We start from the raw sequence: 16840 nt of genomic DNA, 5'->3' as shown, positions 1-16840 counted from the left end.
GCTTTTACTTTCTTTTATGATGAAAAAAGAGTGAAATTACAAGATTACAAACAAAAAGGAGATTTTCATGGGAGACATAAATATTCAGCAGATGATTTTTCAATTTATTGGAGGACTTGGAATTTTTCTTTTCGGTATAAAATATATGGGAGACGGACTGCAAATGGCAGCCGGCGACAGACTCCGTGATATTTTAGATAAGTATACAACGAATCCTTTTATGGGTGTACTTGCCGGAATTTTAGTTACTGTATTAATTCAAAGTAGCTCAGGTACAACTGTTTTGACGGTCGGGTTAGTAAGTGCCGGGTTTATGACCTTAAAACAAGCAATTGGTGTTATCATGGGGGCGAACATTGGAACAACCGTGACCGCCTTTATTATTGGTATTAAGTTATCCGAGTATTCTTTGCCAATAATTGCTGTAGGAGCAGTACTTTTATTCTTCTTTAAAAATCATAAAGTAAAAAATATTGGACAAGTATTCTTTGGATTTGGTGCATTATTTTATGGACTGGATTTGATGGGACAAGGGATGAAGCCTCTTGCTAGCATGGAAGCTTTTCATGAGTTAACTGCGCAAATGAGTACGAATCCATTCTTAGGTTTGTTAATCGGAACGATCTTTACCGCGGTAGTGCAGTCTTCAAGTGCGACTATCGGGATATTACAAGAGCTATATGGGCAAGGTGCAATTGACCTTCAAGCCGCATTACCAGTTTTATTTGGAGATAATATTGGTACAACGATCACAGCGGTTCTTGCTGCCATTGGAGCTAGTGTTGCAGCTAAACGTGCAGCAGCGACTCATGTTATTTTCAACTTATTAGGCGCAATTATATTCATGTTGATTTTACCACTTTTCACATCGCTCGTAGCTTATATGCAAGGTTTATTTGGACTAAATCCAGAAATGACCATTGCGGTTGCTCACGGAACGTTTAATGTGACAAATACATTTATTCAATTCTGGTTTATTGGGGCCTTTGCTTGGCTAGTAACAAAACTCATACCAGGAGACGATTCGCGCATTGATTATAAAGTGAAACATCTAGATACAAACTTAATCGATCAGTCACCAGGGATTGCACTTGAAATGGCACGCGAGGAAACACTGCGCATGGCAGATTATGCCAAATTAGGCTTACAAGAAGCAAAAGAATATCTCGTTAACCAGGAGCCAAAACATGCCGAGTCAACTGTTCAGGTTGAAGAAGCAGTGAATAATTTAGACCGAAAAATTACCGAATACTTAACTAAAATTTCTTCGGTTGCTTTAACAAACAATGAAACAGAAGAACATGCGCTGATGCTTGATACCGTTCGTGATATTGAACGGGTGGGCGATCACATGGAGAACATCGTAGAAAATATCGACCAACTGATTAAAAACAAAGCAAAAATGTCCGAAGAAGCTTCCACACAGCTAATCGAAATGTTTGAACTGACAACATCCAATTTCGAACGAGCAGTGAAAGCAATGCATAAAAAAGACCGAGCACTTGCTGAAGAAACTATTTTGGTTGAAAAAGATATTGATAAAGCTGAACGTAGATTACGTAAAAGCCACATCCGTCGCTTAAATGAAGGCAAATGCCAAGTCGTTAGCGGAATTTTATATATCGATATTGTAAGTGATTTAGAACGAATTGGTGACCATGCAAATAACATTGCAGAGTCTGTTTTAGAATTAAACGAATAATAATCAAAAAGAAATTAGCTATCGTTTTAGCTAGTTTCTTTTTTTGTTAAAAATCTACACTTTTTCTAGTCCTTGTGAAGCATTGAGTATAAGCGAATAGTGGTGTAGAATAAGAATGATTATAAAACTAGAATGACTGGAAGTGTTGAGTCTTATGCGAAATAGAAAAACGATGGATGGAAATACCGCCGCAGCTTATATTTCTTACGCATTTACAGAAGTTGCAGCAATCTATCCGATTACCCCTTCCTCCACCATGGCTGAACTTGTGGATGAATGGTCTTCAAAAAACAAGAAAAATTTATTCAATGAACCCGTAAAAGTAGTAGAAATGCAATCAGAAGCAGGCGCAGCAGGGACAGTTCACGGCTCACTTCAAGCAGGAGCCTTAACGAGCACATATACAGCGAGTCAAGGTTTACTTTTAATGATTCCGAATATGTACAAAATTGCCGGCGAACTATTACCAACTGTTTTCCATGTTTCTGCAAGAACAATTTCTGCAGCCTCACTTAATATTTTTGGCGATCATAGTGATGTGATGGCAGCGCGCCAAACTGGATTTGCGATGCTAGCAGAAGGTTCCGTGCAAGAAGTAATGGACTTATCTGCCGTTGCCCATCTAGCCTCGTTAAAAGGGAGTTTACCATTTTTAAATTTCTTTGACGGCTTCCGGACGAGCCATGAATTACAAAAAGTCGAAGTGCTCGAATATGACGAATTAGAAAATTTACTTGATAAAGAGGCTTTACAACAATTCAGAAATCGCGCAATGACGCCAAATAATCCTAAAACACTAGGTTCCAACCAAAATCCAGACATCTTTTTCCAACAAAGAGAAACGGTGAATCGTTATTACGAGGAAATTCCTAGTATCGTTCAAAACTTCATGCAAGAAATTAATCAGCTTCGTGGCACAGACTATGACTTAGTAAATTACTACGGAGCGGAAGATGCAACAGACGTTATTGTGGCGATGGGCTCTGTAACACCTGTCATCGAACAAGTGATTGATTATTTAACTACCCAAGGCAAAAAAGTAGGGCTATTAAATATTCGTTTATACCGTCCTTTCCCAGCAGAAACTTTCTTAGCAAAACTACCGAAAACAGTGGAACGTGTGGCTGTTTTAGACCGGACAAAAGAACCAGGATCAGGCGGAGAGCCACTTTTACTTGATGTACAAAGTGTGCTTTATGATAGTGAAACGCGTCCGCTCGTTATTGGCGGTAGATATGGCTTAGGTTCAAAAGATGTTACACCAGACCAGATTCTTGGTGTTTATTCGCACCTAACGACCGAAAAACCAAAACCACGCTTTACGATTGGAATTACAGACGATATTACGAATCTCTCCATTGAAAACACTGGACCAAGTGATCTGACTTCAGCAAAAACATTCCAATGTAAATTCTGGGGTTTCGGCTCGGACGGCACAGTTGGCGCGAATAAAGCCGCGATTAAAATCATTGGAGATAATACCGATTTATATGCGCAAGGCTATTTCTCTTATGATTCGAAAAAATCGGGCGGGCTAACCGTTTCGCATTTGCGTTTTGGTGAAAACCGCATTCGTTCTGCCTATTTAATTCAACAAGCTGATTTTGTTTCATGCTCCACCTCGGCCTATTTACGCTCCTATGATTTATTAAAAGGCTTAAAACCAGGCGGAACATTCTTACTCAATACGATTTGGGAAGGCGAGCAGTTAGAACGACATTTACCAGCTGCGATGCGCGAATATATTGCGAAAAATAATATTCAATTTTATACATTAAATGCGATGAGAATTGCGGGTGAAGCTGGACTTGGTAGAAGAATTAATACCGTTATGCAAACGGCCTTTTTCCGAGTGACCGATATTTTGTCGTTTGAAAAAGCACTGGCTGACTTAAAAGAATCGGCTATCGCTACTTATGGGAAAAAAGATATGGCAGTTGCGGAGAAAAATATTCTCGCGATGGACCAAACAGTTGCTAACTTGCATAAAGTAGAAGTGCCGGAAAGCTGGGCAAATCCAGTTTTAACAGCAGAAACAAGTACCGCCACTGAAAAACCAGCGTACGTTAAAAATATTCTGGAACCTGTGAACCGTTTAGAAGGGGACAACTTGACTGTTGGCGATTTAATTTCTAACGGCATGGTGAGCGGCGCGTATCCTCCAGGGACAGCGGCTTACGAAAAACGTGGTATTGCACTTGAAGTTCCCGAATGGATTTCTGAAAACTGTACGATGTGTAATGAATGTGCCTTTGTTTGTCCGCATGCAGCAATCCGTCCAATTTTAACAAACGAAGAGGAAATGGAATCTGCACCAGAAGGCTTTATGACACGAGAAATGCGCGGAAAAGATGGACTTCGTTACCGTATTCAAGTTTCACCAATGGATTGTACTGGCTGTAACTTATGTGCGGAAACATGTCCGGCGAAAGATAAAGCGCTCGTAATGAAACCTTTTGAAGAAGTTGCCGCAAAAGAAAATCCGAATTGGTCCTTTGCGATTAATGTGAAGCCAAAGAAAAATCCTGGTAAGAAAAATACTGTTCCCGGCAGTCAATTTGAACAACCGTTACTTGAGTTCTCAGGAGCTTGCGCAGGTTGTGGTGAAACCCCTTATGTTAAGTTGTTAACGCAAATGTTTGGCGACCGAATGATGATTGCCAATGCGACTGGCTGTTCCTCAATTTGGGGCGCATCTGCACCAGCGACCCCGTATACTGTGAATGATCAAGGACACGGCCCGGCTTGGGGAAATTCATTATTAGAAGATAATGCAGAATACGGTTACGGCATGTATTTAGCGAACCAAACGATGCGAAAAGCTTTAAATAATAAAGTCACTCAAGCACTGGCGGATGAAACATTATCAGAAGGCTTACGTGAGGCTCTTTCAGATTGGCAAAATCAAATGGACGTTTCAGAAGACACACGTGACCGAGCAGAAGCTTTGCAACTTGCCCTTTTAAATGAAATGAAAGGAAATGCCTTGCTTGAATCCATTTACCGTGATAGAGAATTATTTATTAAACGGTCGCAGTGGATGATAGGCGGCGATGGTTGGGCTTATGACATCGGATTTGGCGGAATTGACCATGTTTTAGCATCAGGAGAAGATGTGAATATTTTTGTAATGGATAATGAAGTATATTCCAATACAGGAGGTCAATCATCCAAAGCAACCCCAACTGCTGCAATAGCCAAATTTGCTTCTGGTGGGAAATCGGTCGGTAAAAAAGATCTTGGAATCATGGCCATGAGTTACGGTAATATTTATGTTGCTCAAATTGCGATGGGTGCAAGTAAACGCCAAACCTTGAAAGCTATCGAGGAAGCGGAGGCTTATCCTGGACCGTCGTTAATTATCGCTTATACTCCATGTATTAACCACGGGATTTCTCGCGGAATGAAGACGATGCTTAGCGAAACCCAAAAAGCAGTTGAATGCGGATACTGGAGCCTATATCGTTATAATCCTTTACTAGAAGAAAAAGGTAAAAATCCGATGGTTATGGATTATAAAAAAGTAGATTTTGATCAATTTGAAGACTTCTTAAAACGCGAAACACGTTATTCTGCATTATATAAAGCAAATCCAGAAGTAGCTGCTAAACTGTCCGAAAAAACGCGCTTAGATGCTGAGAAACGCTTCAAACGCTATGCGACAATGGCAGGTCTTGATTTAGAAAAAATATTGAAGAAAAAAGAAGCATCTGAAGAAGTAACCAAAAAACCAGTAGATGATGACCGAGCAGCAAGAAAAGCAGCTAGAGAGGCTAGAAGGTTAGCCCGCGAACAAGAAAAATAAAAAGAAGACCCAGTGATTACTGGGTCTTCTTTCTTTGCTTTTGATCTGTGGGAATCAGAAGCTAAGTGGGAATGAATAGATATTCTTTTATGAATGTTATAAAGAAATAACTACTATTTTAATATAACTTTTTTTACTAAAACGTGCACTAGTAAAAATAGAACAGAAATAGTTAATAACGCTCTATTTGTTGCAGCCCAGTCAGTCTGGCACTTGTGAAAGTTTTATGACAATTCTAAATCCATCGTTCAACTGTTTTCGTGAAGCGAACCATTGCGGTAAGCCTCAAGAAGCATTTTTAAATCGGTGGCTTGTTCATTAAGTTTTTTACCAATATCAGTGTCTCGTACACGTTTTCGATTAATTTCCATCTCAATAACTTGTCGTGTTGAAAGAATATCGGTCTCATTTTTTATCGCATCTTCTTTCGTCGTAAACGGTTGATGACTGACTAACTGCAAACCGTAACTATTATAGAGTAATGTGTAACCAGCAAGCGTCGTTTCTTTATGATAAGCCTTGGCAAAACCGCCATCAATCACAAGCATTTTGGTGTTTGCTTTAATTGGACTTTCTCCTTTACCTTCTTTAACGGGTGTATGACCGTTTATAATATGTCCACATTCCCCATCGAGACCAAATTCCTCCAAGATTTGTTTGCAAATTGTTTCTTCGTTGCGGAGTTTATAATAAGGATTTTTTTCTTCTTTGTGTGTTTCTTTTTCCGCAATGAAGTAGCGCTCAAACGTAGTCATCTCACTTTTTCCAAATAATGAAGATACCGCTCCCGTCCATAAATACCAAACAATATCACAAGCATATTTCTTCTCTTTTGTTCCGGGTTTACGCACGTAGGCTTCACGAGTAAGAATTTCAAATTGTTCTAAAAGCTCTCGTCCAGAAAAGTTTTCTCCGCGTAGCTTCATTTCCATAAAAGTCCCATCTTCATAAAGAGGAATACAACCATGATAAAGTAAATTACCATTATACGTTAAAAACATACTACCTTTTGAATAAAGAAATTGAACATGTTTTTGTAATCGCCGACAATTTTTAAACGATGCCGTAATTTTTTCAATAAGCTCTTTTTCTTCTTTTGTTAGCTTATAAGGGTCATTAGGATCTATCGTTGGAAAATGAGTATCAAGTAACTGGTAATCTTTCCCTTTTAAATGGATGGTTCCTTTTTTATAATCAATCATTTGCAGTAACAGACGATGATTCATATCAAATTCTTTACGTCGATGGATTATCTCACCCTCTAGTTTAAATTGAATGATCGAAATCGCTTTATGCATCCGCGCAATTTGGGTGATTTCAGCTTTACTATAGTTTAAATTATCTTCATTTTTAGGTTGGAAATAGGTGCAAGGATCATTTTTATAAATTTCATCAGCAAAAAGTGCAAGTGGGCGAAGAGAAATACCATAACTATCTTCTAAAATATCTAAGTTTAAATAACGCGCAGAAATTCGAATAACGTTAGCAGCACAAACTCTTGAGCCACTAGCTGCTCCCATCCATAAAATATCATGATTACCCCACTGGAAATCAAGTGAGTGGTAATTCATCAGTGTATCCATAATTTTATCTGGATAAGGGCCTCTGTCATAAACGTCGCCAACGATGTGTAAATGATCGACCACGAGTTGTTGAATTAAGCGAGATAATGCACTGATAAATTCAGCTGCACGATCCAGTGAAATGATATGTTGCAAAATTTCTTCATAGTACATTTTTTTATCTTCTTCGTTATAGTTTTCATGTAACAACTCTTCTAATATGTAAGCAAAATCTTCCGGCATGGCTTTCCTTACTTTCGATCTAGTATATTTTGAGGCAACATACTGGCACAGTTCAATTAAGCGGAAAAGGGTAGTGCGATACCAATCATGCATATCGTCCATTTCTTCAGCAATTAAATCCATTTTCTCTTCTGGATAATAAATCAAAGTACTAAGAGAATTGATTTCAGCATCATCCAACTCATCACCAAAAATATCGCGAATTTTACGTTTTACAACTCCAGATCCATTCCGTAAAACTTGTTCAAATGCGCTATATTCTCCGTGCACATCACTTAAAAAATGTTCCGTTCCTTTTGGTAGATTCATAATGGCTTCAAGGTTAATAATTTCTGTGGCCGTTTTAGCTATAGTAGGATATTGTTTGGCTAATAAATGTAAATATTTCATATCGATATTTTCCACTGATAACCGTCTCCTTTTTTAATTGGTATAGCTATTATATTTATAAAATATAAGTAAATCAAACGTTTTGTTTTATTATTGGTCTATACAAAAAGACGAGCCGGAGCCCGCCTTAGAAAACTGGATGAAGAAAATAAAGTACGATAGGTAGCGTAAATATACTTAAAACAGTACTAATAAACGTCGTACTGGAAACCAAATCTGGCTTAGTATCAAATTGAACAGCCATAAGAGTTGTATTTGCTGCTGTAGGCATTGCTGCTAACAAAATCATGATTTGCTTTGTCATTTCATCGACAGGAAGAATAAGAGTCAAACCAAATGCGATAAACGGTGCTATGAGTAATTTCAGAACTAGCGCGATGCCAACTTTATCCAGTTCAATCCGCCGAAAAGAAATAACCGCTAACTGCATTCCAAGAACAATCATAATTGTTGGAATCGCAGCATCACCAACAAGTTTCACACAAGTCATTAATGCAGAGGGAAGCGGAATATGTAGTAGCTGAAGAATAAGCCCAAGTAGCGCCCCGTAAGCAATCGGCATTCGTACCACACGTGTCATGACAGTTTTCATACCATTCGCATCCTTGCTCCCTTTTGCAGCAAAATAGATACCAATCGCACTCATTGCAAGTTGTTGTAACACCATTAAAACAACCGCAATATCGAGTCCAGCCGCCCCAAAAACAAGCAAAACAACAGGAGTGCCGTAATTCCCATTATTCATAAAAGCACTAGCTAAAATAAGCGCACAACGATCTTGCACATTGTAACCAAGCAGAAAACTAATAACACTAACAAGTAAAATTAAGCTTAAGCATAAAACAAAAATATAAATCGCCAAATAAAAATAATCCATCGTTAGCGGATTAGTATAAAAAGTATTAAATGCAAGAAACGGCGACATAAGATAAAGCGTCAGTTTCGATAAATTAGGAATATCGAATTTTAATGTTTTCTGCCCAATAAAACCAATTGCAAAAATTCCGAAAACTGGAAGTAAAATGAATAGAAACTCCATAGCAACACCCTTTTCTATATAGATTGTAAATTATTGTACCACAAAAAGACGTTTTATATTTAAAATAGACCAATAGTAGCCCTTATAAGTTATCTTTAAACGATTATTTTTGCTAAATTATGCTAGAATTCCTCTCTGACATCTTTTCTTAAAAAGAATCGAAAGCAGCTAAATGTACTGTTTTAGGAATAAAAAAGCTCTTTTTCATCATAAAAGTCCCGAAAAAGTACTAAAAAATAGAGGGAGTTTGACCTATGTCATTAAATAGACACTAAAAAGACACTTTTTAGCCACAAAAACAACTAAATTGGTCTTTTTTTAGTATAAAAATTTTCATCGTATAATCTATAATAAATGTGTTGATTAAGAAATTTTGCAAATTCCGAAAAGTTTCATTGTTGATAAGAAAGTTTTTACTGAAAAATAAAAGGAGATAATAGGAATGAAACGAGGCTAGACTGCATTAATTAACGAAGAATTGGTTTTATCTATTAATTTTCAAAATAAGGGAAACAAGAAAAATAGTTCTTTTAAATACTAAAAAAACAATCGGCAAAACTGCTCATTCAAAATAGTTTGAAAAAGGAAATATTGCTAATTTGTTATTACTAGAAATGAGTATTAAAAGAGACGTACAATGGGGTATTAAAACAACACAACAGTTGACTGGGAAACTACTTTATGAGAAAAACGCACAAGAAAGGAACTGTTTATGCCTACTAAAAAATATACCGAAAAATTCAAAATAAGCCTTGTTTATTTATATCGCAAAGGAACTTCTAAACAAACTCTATGCGAGGATTTTGGAGTTTCAAGCGCTTCACTTTCTAGATGGATTAAATGGTACGATGTGACAGACGTTGATTTGAATGAAGCTGCAAACATCTTACAAATGTACGAACTAAAAAAACAAAAAGATAAATTAGAAGCCGAAGTTTTAGAACTTACTAAAGCGATTCAACTTTTCAATTCAGATTTAAATACAGTATAAAAAAAGCAAGCAATCCCGAAAGTGGGGTTGCTTGCTTTTTTAGCCCTCTCTTTTAAGGAGCTTTGTATTAGCTAAAAATAGTGCAGCGACAAGAAGTAAAATCGCGCCTGAAAGTATTAGCGTAGATGTCGCACTAGAATGATCAACAATAATAAATCGAATAATCGCTGTGATACCGATATAAATAAAGTAGCGCAGCGGGAAATGAAAATGGGATTCGAAATATTTTACAATGAGCGCAATAAATTCAAAATAAAGGAAAAACGTCAAAATATCCTGTGTCATATAGTAGTAAGAAACGTCCGTATCTAAAAAGAAAATATTATTGAAAATCGTAAATGCCTCTCTAATTAAAAAAGCAACAAGAGTAAATCCGACCATAATAAGCGCCAAATTTAGAGTAATCCGTAGCAGGATGGGAACAATAGAAGAAATTTTTTCTAATCGTTTCATCAGTTGCCTCCTTTCCAAAAACGATATCGCTTTTTTAGTCATTTTACACTATAATGGGAACCATGACTATTTTTAAGGGGGGAGTTTGTTATTCTAAAAAGGTTTTTTAGTTATTATAAACCGTATCGGACACTTTTTATCATTGATTTTGGTTGTGCTGTTTTAGCTGCGATTTTGGAGCTCGCATTTCCGGTCGCTGTAAATCACGTGATTGATACATTACTTCCAGGAAAAGATTTTGGGCTTATTATTACTGCTGCGCTTGCCTTGTTATTCTTTTACATACTCAATACTTTTATGCAGTACATTGTCACTTATTTTGGCCATATGCTAGGTCTTAACATAGAAACAGATATGCGCAGAGATTTATTCAGTCATTTGCAAAAACAACCATTTGGCTTTTACGATAATCAAAAGACGGGGAAATTGATGTCGCGAATGACGACCGATTTATTTGAAATTGGCGAAGTGGCGCATCATGGTCCGGAAGATATTTTCATTTCAATTATGTCGCTGTTTGGCGCATTTTTCTTAATGCTAAATATTAATGTCAAGCTGGCGATTTCTACATTTATTTTAGTCCCCATATTGACGGTACTAATCGTATACTTTAACAAACGAATGACCAAAGTAACGACCGGGATTTTTAAAGATTTAGGGAATTTTAACGCTGGAGTGGAAAATGCAATCAGTGGCGTTCGGGTTGTTCAGGCATTTGCCAACGAACCGCATGAAAAAGGTCGTTTTGCCGTTTTAAATCAAGCGTACCGCAAATCTAAACTCATGTTTTACAAAGTGATGGGACTTAGTTTTTCATTTAACTATTTTCTTATGCGATTAATTAGTTTATTTGCTTTGTTATTTGGGGCATACTTTACGATTAATGGCGAGATTTCATACGGTGAATTTGTTGGCTTTATTTTACTAACGAACGTTTTCATCCGACCAATTGAGAAAATCAATAATGTTATCGAAAGTTATCCGAAAGGGTTCGCGGGCTTTAAACGTTTCCTTGAAGTGATGGATACGGAGCCCGCAATTCAAGATGAAAAAGATGCTAAACCGGCTTCAGCTTTCCGCGGTGATATTGAATATAAAGATGTTTCTTTTGAATACAGCGACGGGAAAAATGTCTTAAGTCATATTAACCTTTCGATTAAAGCTGGCGAAACAGTCGCATTTGTTGGACCAAGTGGTGCTGGGAAAACGACGATTTGTAATTTACTGCCACGTTTTTATGATGTTTCAGATGGTGAAATTACTATTGATGCCGAAAATATTAAACATTTCACTTTGCCATCCTTACGAGCGCAAATCGGCGTAGTGCAACAAGATGTCTTTTTATTTTCCGGTACTGTTCGTGAAAATATCACTTACGGAAAATTAGATGCTAGTAATGAAGAAATTGAGCATGTCGTAAAACTAGCACATCTTTCTAAAGTGGTGGAAGAGATGCCAGACGGTCTAGATACTATTATTGGTGAACGCGGGGTAAAACTTTCTGGCGGGCAAAAACAACGGTTAGCAATCGCCCGAATGTTTCTAAAAAACCCACCAATTTTAATTTTGGATGAGGCAACTTCAGCCCTGGATACAGAAACAGAACAAGTAATTCAAGCTTCATTAGAAGAATTAGCAGAAGGTCGAACCACTTTAATAATCGCGCATAGGCTTGCTACGATTAAGCATGCTGACCGAATTATCGTTGTAAATGAAACCGGCATTGCAGAAACTGGAACACATGATGAACTGTTAGCAAAAGAAAACGGTGCATATAAACGATTATATGATGCACAATTTAATACGATTTAAGAAAAAGGGATTCCAACTTGGAATCCTTTTTTTATAATTGCGGACGAGTCCTTTTATAGAGAATAAAAATGGCAACAGTTATCAAAATGACGCCCATCACGGCTGGAGCAGCGTGACCAAGAGTGATATAAATTTGACCACCGATAATAGGTCCAATGATGCGCGCGAGTGATTGAATCGCTTGGCTACCACCTTGAATTCGCCCTTGTTCACTGGCGCTTGCCGATTTCGAAACCATGCCATTAAAAGCGGGGCCGAAAATCGAATCACCAAACCCAAAAACAAACATTCCAATGACTAGCAGCTGAGGAAGGATAAAAATTGAGGAGGCCGCAATAAGCGCATAACCAATAATTTCAGCAATCATCCCGAGAATAGCAATTTGTTTATCACTAAGCCTGAGCAGTAGTTTAGGCATAACAAAGGCTTGTGAAAGAATATCTTGAACCCCCATAATCGAAAACATCAAACCAATTAAAGCTGGTTTCCAACTAAAATTATCAATGGCAAATTGAGACATAACTGCTTGAAGTGAGCCATTTGGAATCCAAATCAAGAATGCCGCAATAAGTAAGCGACCTAAATGTTTAATTGTCAAGATATTAAGGAGTTGCGAGAAAGGATTAAGTCGTATAAGCGGAATCCGTTTTAAGCGATTTTCCTCTTTTAAAGTTTCAGGCATGTAAAAATAGCCAAACACCAAGTTAATAAAAGTAATAGCCGCCCCAAAGAAAAACGGCATCGCATATCCAAAATGGGCTATTACGCCACCAAAAGCAGGACCAAGCGCCGCACCTGCACCCGCCGCGGCACTGACCCAGCCAAAGTATTTCGTACGCTGTTCTTCGGGTGTAATGTCAGCAAAGAAAGCGAATAGCGTGCTAATACTACCGCCAGTGATTCCTTCAATAATCCGCCCAAGAAAGAGCACCCAAAGCGCCCCGCCAAGCCCGAAAACAAAGTACCCAATTGCCGAACCGATAAAACAAATTAGTAACACCGGACGTCTGCCGAACCGATCACTTAAAGCTCCAAGTCCAGGTGCTGCGAAGAACACGCAAAGGGCATAAACAGATGTTAATAGCGTGACCATAAGCGCTTGTTCACTAGAATTACTTACATACGGTGCAACTAGAAAAGGAACTACAGGCATAATGATACTGAAGCCCATTCCACAAAGAAAAACAGATATAAGACCAAAAAGTAAGGTTTTTGTATTAATGAAAGATTTAGTTGAAGACATGTGATTCTCCTATCGAAATATAATTAGTGTCCTAGGAAACATAAATAGCTTAACTCCTTTTTGTTTCCTTGTCAACAAAAATAAAACGATAAAAAACAGCCTAACTAATAAAAGCGAGACTGTTACTAAGTTTATTCTGATTTCCTATCTAAAATTTTCTTCATTTCAACATCTAAATGACGGCTATATTTATCCACAAATTGTAAAACTTCCTCATATTGTTTATCAGAAACATCTTCAAAAACAACTTTATCCCGGTCAAGAAACTCTTGGTGCAAATTATCATGCACTTGGTTGATTTTTGCTCCTTTAGTTGTTAATCGAAAATAGATTTCTTTTTTATTTTCAGGTTTTTGATAGCTTTCAATATATCCTTTATCCATTAATTTTTTAGTGATTTTACTAATCGCGCTTTTTGTCATATAGAAAGCTTCCGCGAGTTTAGTTACGTTTGGGTCCTCATTTTTAGCAATAAATTCAATGCAGTGAACTTCGGAAGGTTTGTATCCCTCAAGCGCTTTTTCCATTTTCACTTTGTTAATCCATGCGAGTTTGTTAAATAAATCTCTAACGTTTGCCATGACTTGTTCGTTTTTATCCATGCCATGCCCTCCTAAGTTATCTCTCTGGTTGTAGTATAGTTGTTTTTTGTGTCCGTTTCAACTATTTTTTGCCTTTATTCGCTAAAATAGTAAGTTGGAAGCGCTATTTGTTAAGAGTGTGTAAATTCTCCATGTTATCAATATTATTTCACTGTTAAGATTTGTTATACTTAACACATAGATTGATTGGAAGGGGCTGAAATGATTGGAGATTTACCGCAAAAGCGCGGCAGATACATTTAAACAACTAGAAGCAACAGAACAAGGCTTAACAACTAGTGAGGTTACAAAACGACAAGAAAAATACGGTTTTAACGAACTGAAGAATAAAAAGAAAGATCCACTTTGGAAGCTTTTTCTCGAAACGTTTAAAGATCCAATGGTTATCGTTTTAGTCATTGCTGCCTTGGTGCAGTTGGTTTTAGGTGAAGTAGTTGAATCACTTATTATCTTTTTAGTACTTATTGTCAACTCAATTATTAGCGTAGTTCAGACGAGGAAAGCAGAAAGTTCACTCGATGCTTTACGGGAAATGTCTGCGCCAGTCGCCAAAGTTATTCGCGATGGCTCTAAACAAAGCATTCATGCGCGCGAACTCGTCCCAGGCGATGTAGTTATTTTAGATGCAGGTGATTTTGTCCCAGCAGACGGCCGCTTATTCGAAAGTGGTTCTTTAAAAATCGATGAAGGCATGCTCACTGGGGAATCCGAAGCAGTAGAAAAATATATTGATACTATTTCTGATGAAGTAGGCCTTGGTGACCGTGTGAATATGGTGTTCAGTGGCTCCCTCGTTGTTTATGGTCGCGGCATGTTTGTCGTAACAGGTACAGCAAGTGAAACGGAAATCGGCAAAATTGCAGGACTACTTGAAACAGCCGAAGCAAAACAAACACCACTACAACGAAAACTAGAATCATTTAGTAAAAAATTAGGAATTGGTATTTTAGCACTCTGTGTACTTATTTTTGCAGTTGAGGCTGGTCGCGTATTACTCGGCGACAATTCAGCGGATATGGCAACAGCGATTTTAAATGCCTTTATGTTTGCCGTGGCCGTAGCTGTAGCAGCGATTCCAGAAGCACTTTCTTCTATTGTAACGATTGTACTTGCCGTCGGAACAAACAAAATGGCGAAACAACATGCGATTATTAGAAAGCTCCCAGCTGTTGAAACACTAGGCTCCACAAGTGTTATTTGTACCGATAAAACAGGTACATTAACCCAAAACAAAATGACAGTTGTCGATTACTTTTTACCAGATGGAACAAAGGAAAATTTCCCGGATAGTCCAGAAAACTGGTCAGAAGGGGAGCGTCGTTTAATTCATATTGCGGTACTTTGTAATGACTCAAATATTAACAGTGAAGGTAAAGAACTAGGCGACCCTACCGAAGTAGCGCTAATTGCCTTTAGTAATAAAAATAATCAAGACTACAATGAAATTCGCGAAAAATTCATCCGTGAAGGCGAAATTCCATTTGATTCAGATCGTAAGTTAATGTCTACGCTTCACACTTTTAATGAAAACAAAGCAATGCTAACAAAAGGCGGACCAGATGTGATGTTCGCGCGTTGTAGCTATGTTTTCCTTGACGGCGAAGAAAAGCCAATGACAGAAGAGATTTTAACGAAACTAAAAGAAACAAATGAAGAATTTTCGAATCAAGCACTCCGGGTCCTTGCTTACGGCTACAAACGAATGCCTGCTGATACAACTGAATTAAAATTAGAAGACGAACAAGACATCGTACTAGTTGGCTTAACAGCAATGATTGATCCGCCTCGTGAAGCTGTTTATGCATCGATTGAAGAGTCGAAAAAAGCAGGTATCCGCACCGTAATGATTACTGGTGACCATAAAACAACCGCACAAGCAATCGGACGTGATATTGGTTTAATGGATGCAGATGACATCGCTTTAACTGGTCAAGAACTCGACGCCATGCCAGAAGAAGAACTTGATAAAAAACTAGAACATATCGCTGTTTACGCCCGTGTTTCTCCAGAAAACAAAATCCGTATCGTCAAAGCTTGGCAGAAAAAAGGTAAAATAACGGCAATGACCGGAGACGGTGTCAATGATGCGCCCGCTTTAAAACAAGCCGATATTGGTGTCGCAATGGGTAGCGGAACTGACGTTGCCAAAGACTCTGCCGCGATGATTTTAACCGATGATAATTTCGTTTCAATTGTGGATGCAGTTGGTGTAGGTAGAACGGTTTTTGATAATATTAAGAAATCCATCTCCTACTTATTTGCAGGAAATTTAGGCGCAATTATTGCGATTTTATTTGCACTAGTGCTCGACTGGATTAACCCGTTCACAGCACTACAATTACTATTTATTAACTTAGTCAATGACTCCTTACCAGCAATCGCATTAGGTATGGAAAAAGCAGAACCTGACGTGATGAAACGCAAACCGAGAGATATTAACGAAGGTATTTTTGCCGGCGGAACGATGCGTGCCGTTATTAGCCGCGGTGTATTAATCGGTATCGCTGTTATCATCTCACAATATATCGGTATGCAAATTTCACCAGAGATGAGTGTCGCGATGGCATTTACTACCCTTATCTTAGCGCGTACATTACAAACATTCGCAGCTCGTTCGAACGTCCAAACCGCATTTGGCGCAGGATTTTTCAGCAACAAATACGTCATCGGCGCAGTATTACTTTGTTTCGTCCTATACGGAATTACAGTATTACCAGGAGCTCGCGAAATCTTCTCAATCCCAGCAACATTTGGTTTACACGAATGGTCGATTGCAGCAGGATTAGCACTCGCAGCAGTTGTGATGATGGAGATTATAAAAGTAGTTCAGAACAAGTTTTTTAAATAATTCATATAAACACAGAAATTCCTTGAATAACTAAGGGTTTCTGTGTTTTTTCTTCGTAATTAGAAAGAAATCGGTGAATAACAAGTATATAAAATAGATAAAATTTCTTTTAGAAAACCATCTAATAGAACTACTAACAGACCAATATAA

The 16840-nt window shown here is 37.9% G+C and carries 10 protein-coding genes; 5 read left to right on the top strand and 5 right to left on the bottom strand.

Going from position 1 to position 16840, the window contains the following annotated elements:
- Positions 1–67 precede the first annotated feature (67 nt).
- Positions 68–1702 carry a Na/Pi cotransporter family protein gene (locus AC4PG8_RS04175; protein WP_003761183.1) on the top strand — a complete coding sequence of 545 codons (1635 nt, stop codon included), beginning with the start codon at positions 68–70 and terminating at the stop codon, positions 1700–1702.
- A gap of 154 nt (positions 1703–1856) precedes the next feature.
- Positions 1857–5507 carry a pyruvate:ferredoxin (flavodoxin) oxidoreductase gene (nifJ, locus tag AC4PG8_RS04170; protein WP_492170059.1) on the top strand — a complete coding sequence of 1217 codons (3651 nt, stop codon included), beginning with the start codon at positions 1857–1859 and terminating at the stop codon, positions 5505–5507.
- Positions 5508–5755: 248 nt separating this feature from the next.
- On the opposite strand, the gene AC4PG8_RS04165 is transcribed toward nifJ, so the two are convergent.
- The gene (locus AC4PG8_RS04165) at positions 5756–7717 is read right to left on the bottom strand and encodes a fructose-1,6-bisphosphatase (protein ID WP_185540185.1); all 1962 of its coding nucleotides are present in this window, start codon (positions 7715–7717) and stop codon (positions 5756–5758) included.
- A 112-nt stretch (positions 7718–7829) separates the two neighbouring features.
- Positions 7830–8741 (bottom strand): AEC family transporter, encoded by a 912-nt coding sequence (locus tag AC4PG8_RS04160; protein ID WP_492170058.1) that lies wholly within the window; start codon positions 8739–8741, stop codon positions 7830–7832.
- Positions 8742–9453: 712 nt separating this feature from the next.
- On the opposite strand from AC4PG8_RS04160, the gene AC4PG8_RS04155 reads away from it, so the two are divergent.
- Positions 9454–9732: a transposase gene (locus AC4PG8_RS04155; RefSeq protein ID WP_003761194.1), complete on the top strand. Its 279-nt coding sequence runs from the start codon at positions 9454–9456 to the stop codon at positions 9730–9732.
- Between the two features lie 39 nt (positions 9733–9771).
- Here the strand turns inward: AC4PG8_RS04155 and psiE are convergent, their stop codons facing one another.
- Entirely contained in the window at positions 9772–10185 is a 414-nt protein-coding gene (gene psiE, locus AC4PG8_RS04150; RefSeq protein ID WP_003729465.1) for a phosphate-starvation-inducible protein PsiE, read from the bottom strand.
- 90 nt (positions 10186–10275) lie between these two features.
- On the opposite strand from psiE, the gene AC4PG8_RS04145 reads away from it, so the two are divergent.
- Complete coding sequence (locus AC4PG8_RS04145; RefSeq protein ID WP_492170206.1) at positions 10276–11997, top strand: ABC transporter ATP-binding protein; 1722 nt, start codon at positions 10276–10278, stop codon at positions 11995–11997.
- A 31-nt stretch (positions 11998–12028) separates the two neighbouring features.
- On the opposite strand, the gene AC4PG8_RS04140 is transcribed toward AC4PG8_RS04145, so the two are convergent.
- Together AC4PG8_RS04140 and AC4PG8_RS04135 are read right to left on the bottom strand one after the other, a co-directional pair.
- On the bottom strand, positions 12029–13240 hold the full coding sequence (locus tag AC4PG8_RS04140) for an MFS transporter (RefSeq protein WP_492170057.1): 1212 nt from the start codon (positions 13238–13240) through the stop codon (positions 12029–12031).
- Positions 13241–13371: 131 nt separating this feature from the next.
- Positions 13372–13842 (bottom strand): MarR family transcriptional regulator, encoded by a 471-nt coding sequence (locus AC4PG8_RS04135; RefSeq protein ID WP_185562515.1) that lies wholly within the window; start codon positions 13840–13842, stop codon positions 13372–13374.
- Positions 13843–14047: 205 nt separating this feature from the next.
- Between AC4PG8_RS04135 and AC4PG8_RS04130 the strand changes: the two genes are divergently transcribed.
- The gene (locus AC4PG8_RS04130) at positions 14048–16690 is read left to right on the top strand and encodes a calcium-transporting ATPase (RefSeq protein WP_160464063.1); all 2643 of its coding nucleotides are present in this window, start codon (positions 14048–14050) and stop codon (positions 16688–16690) included.
- The last annotated feature ends 150 nt before the right edge of the window (positions 16691–16840 follow it).

The organism is Listeria sp. MAN/IMW/UF555 (assembly GCF_058684075.1).
This window is presented reverse-complemented; position numbering and strand designations above follow the sequence as displayed.

Excerpts from the sequence above, each read along its gene's own strand:
- AC4PG8_RS04175 (WP_003761183.1), top strand. The coding sequence starts at position 68 with ATGGGAGACATAAATATTCAGCAGATGATTTTTCAATTTATTGGAGGA.
- nifJ (WP_492170059.1), top strand. The coding sequence starts at position 1,857 with ATGCGAAATAGAAAAACGATGGATGGAAATACCGCCGCAGCTTATATT.
- AC4PG8_RS04160 (WP_492170058.1), bottom strand. The coding sequence starts at position 8,741 with ATGGAGTTTCTATTCATTTTACTTCCAGTTTTCGGAATTTTTGCAATT.
- AC4PG8_RS04155 (WP_003761194.1), top strand. The coding sequence starts at position 9,454 with ATGCCTACTAAAAAATATACCGAAAAATTCAAAATAAGCCTTGTTTAT.
- psiE (WP_003729465.1), bottom strand. The coding sequence starts at position 10,185 with ATGAAACGATTAGAAAAAATTTCTTCTATTGTTCCCATCCTGCTACGG.
- AC4PG8_RS04140 (WP_492170057.1), bottom strand. The coding sequence starts at position 13,240 with ATGTCTTCAACTAAATCTTTCATTAATACAAAAACCTTACTTTTTGGT.
- AC4PG8_RS04135 (WP_185562515.1), bottom strand. The coding sequence starts at position 13,842 with ATGGATAAAAACGAACAAGTCATGGCAAACGTTAGAGATTTATTTAAC.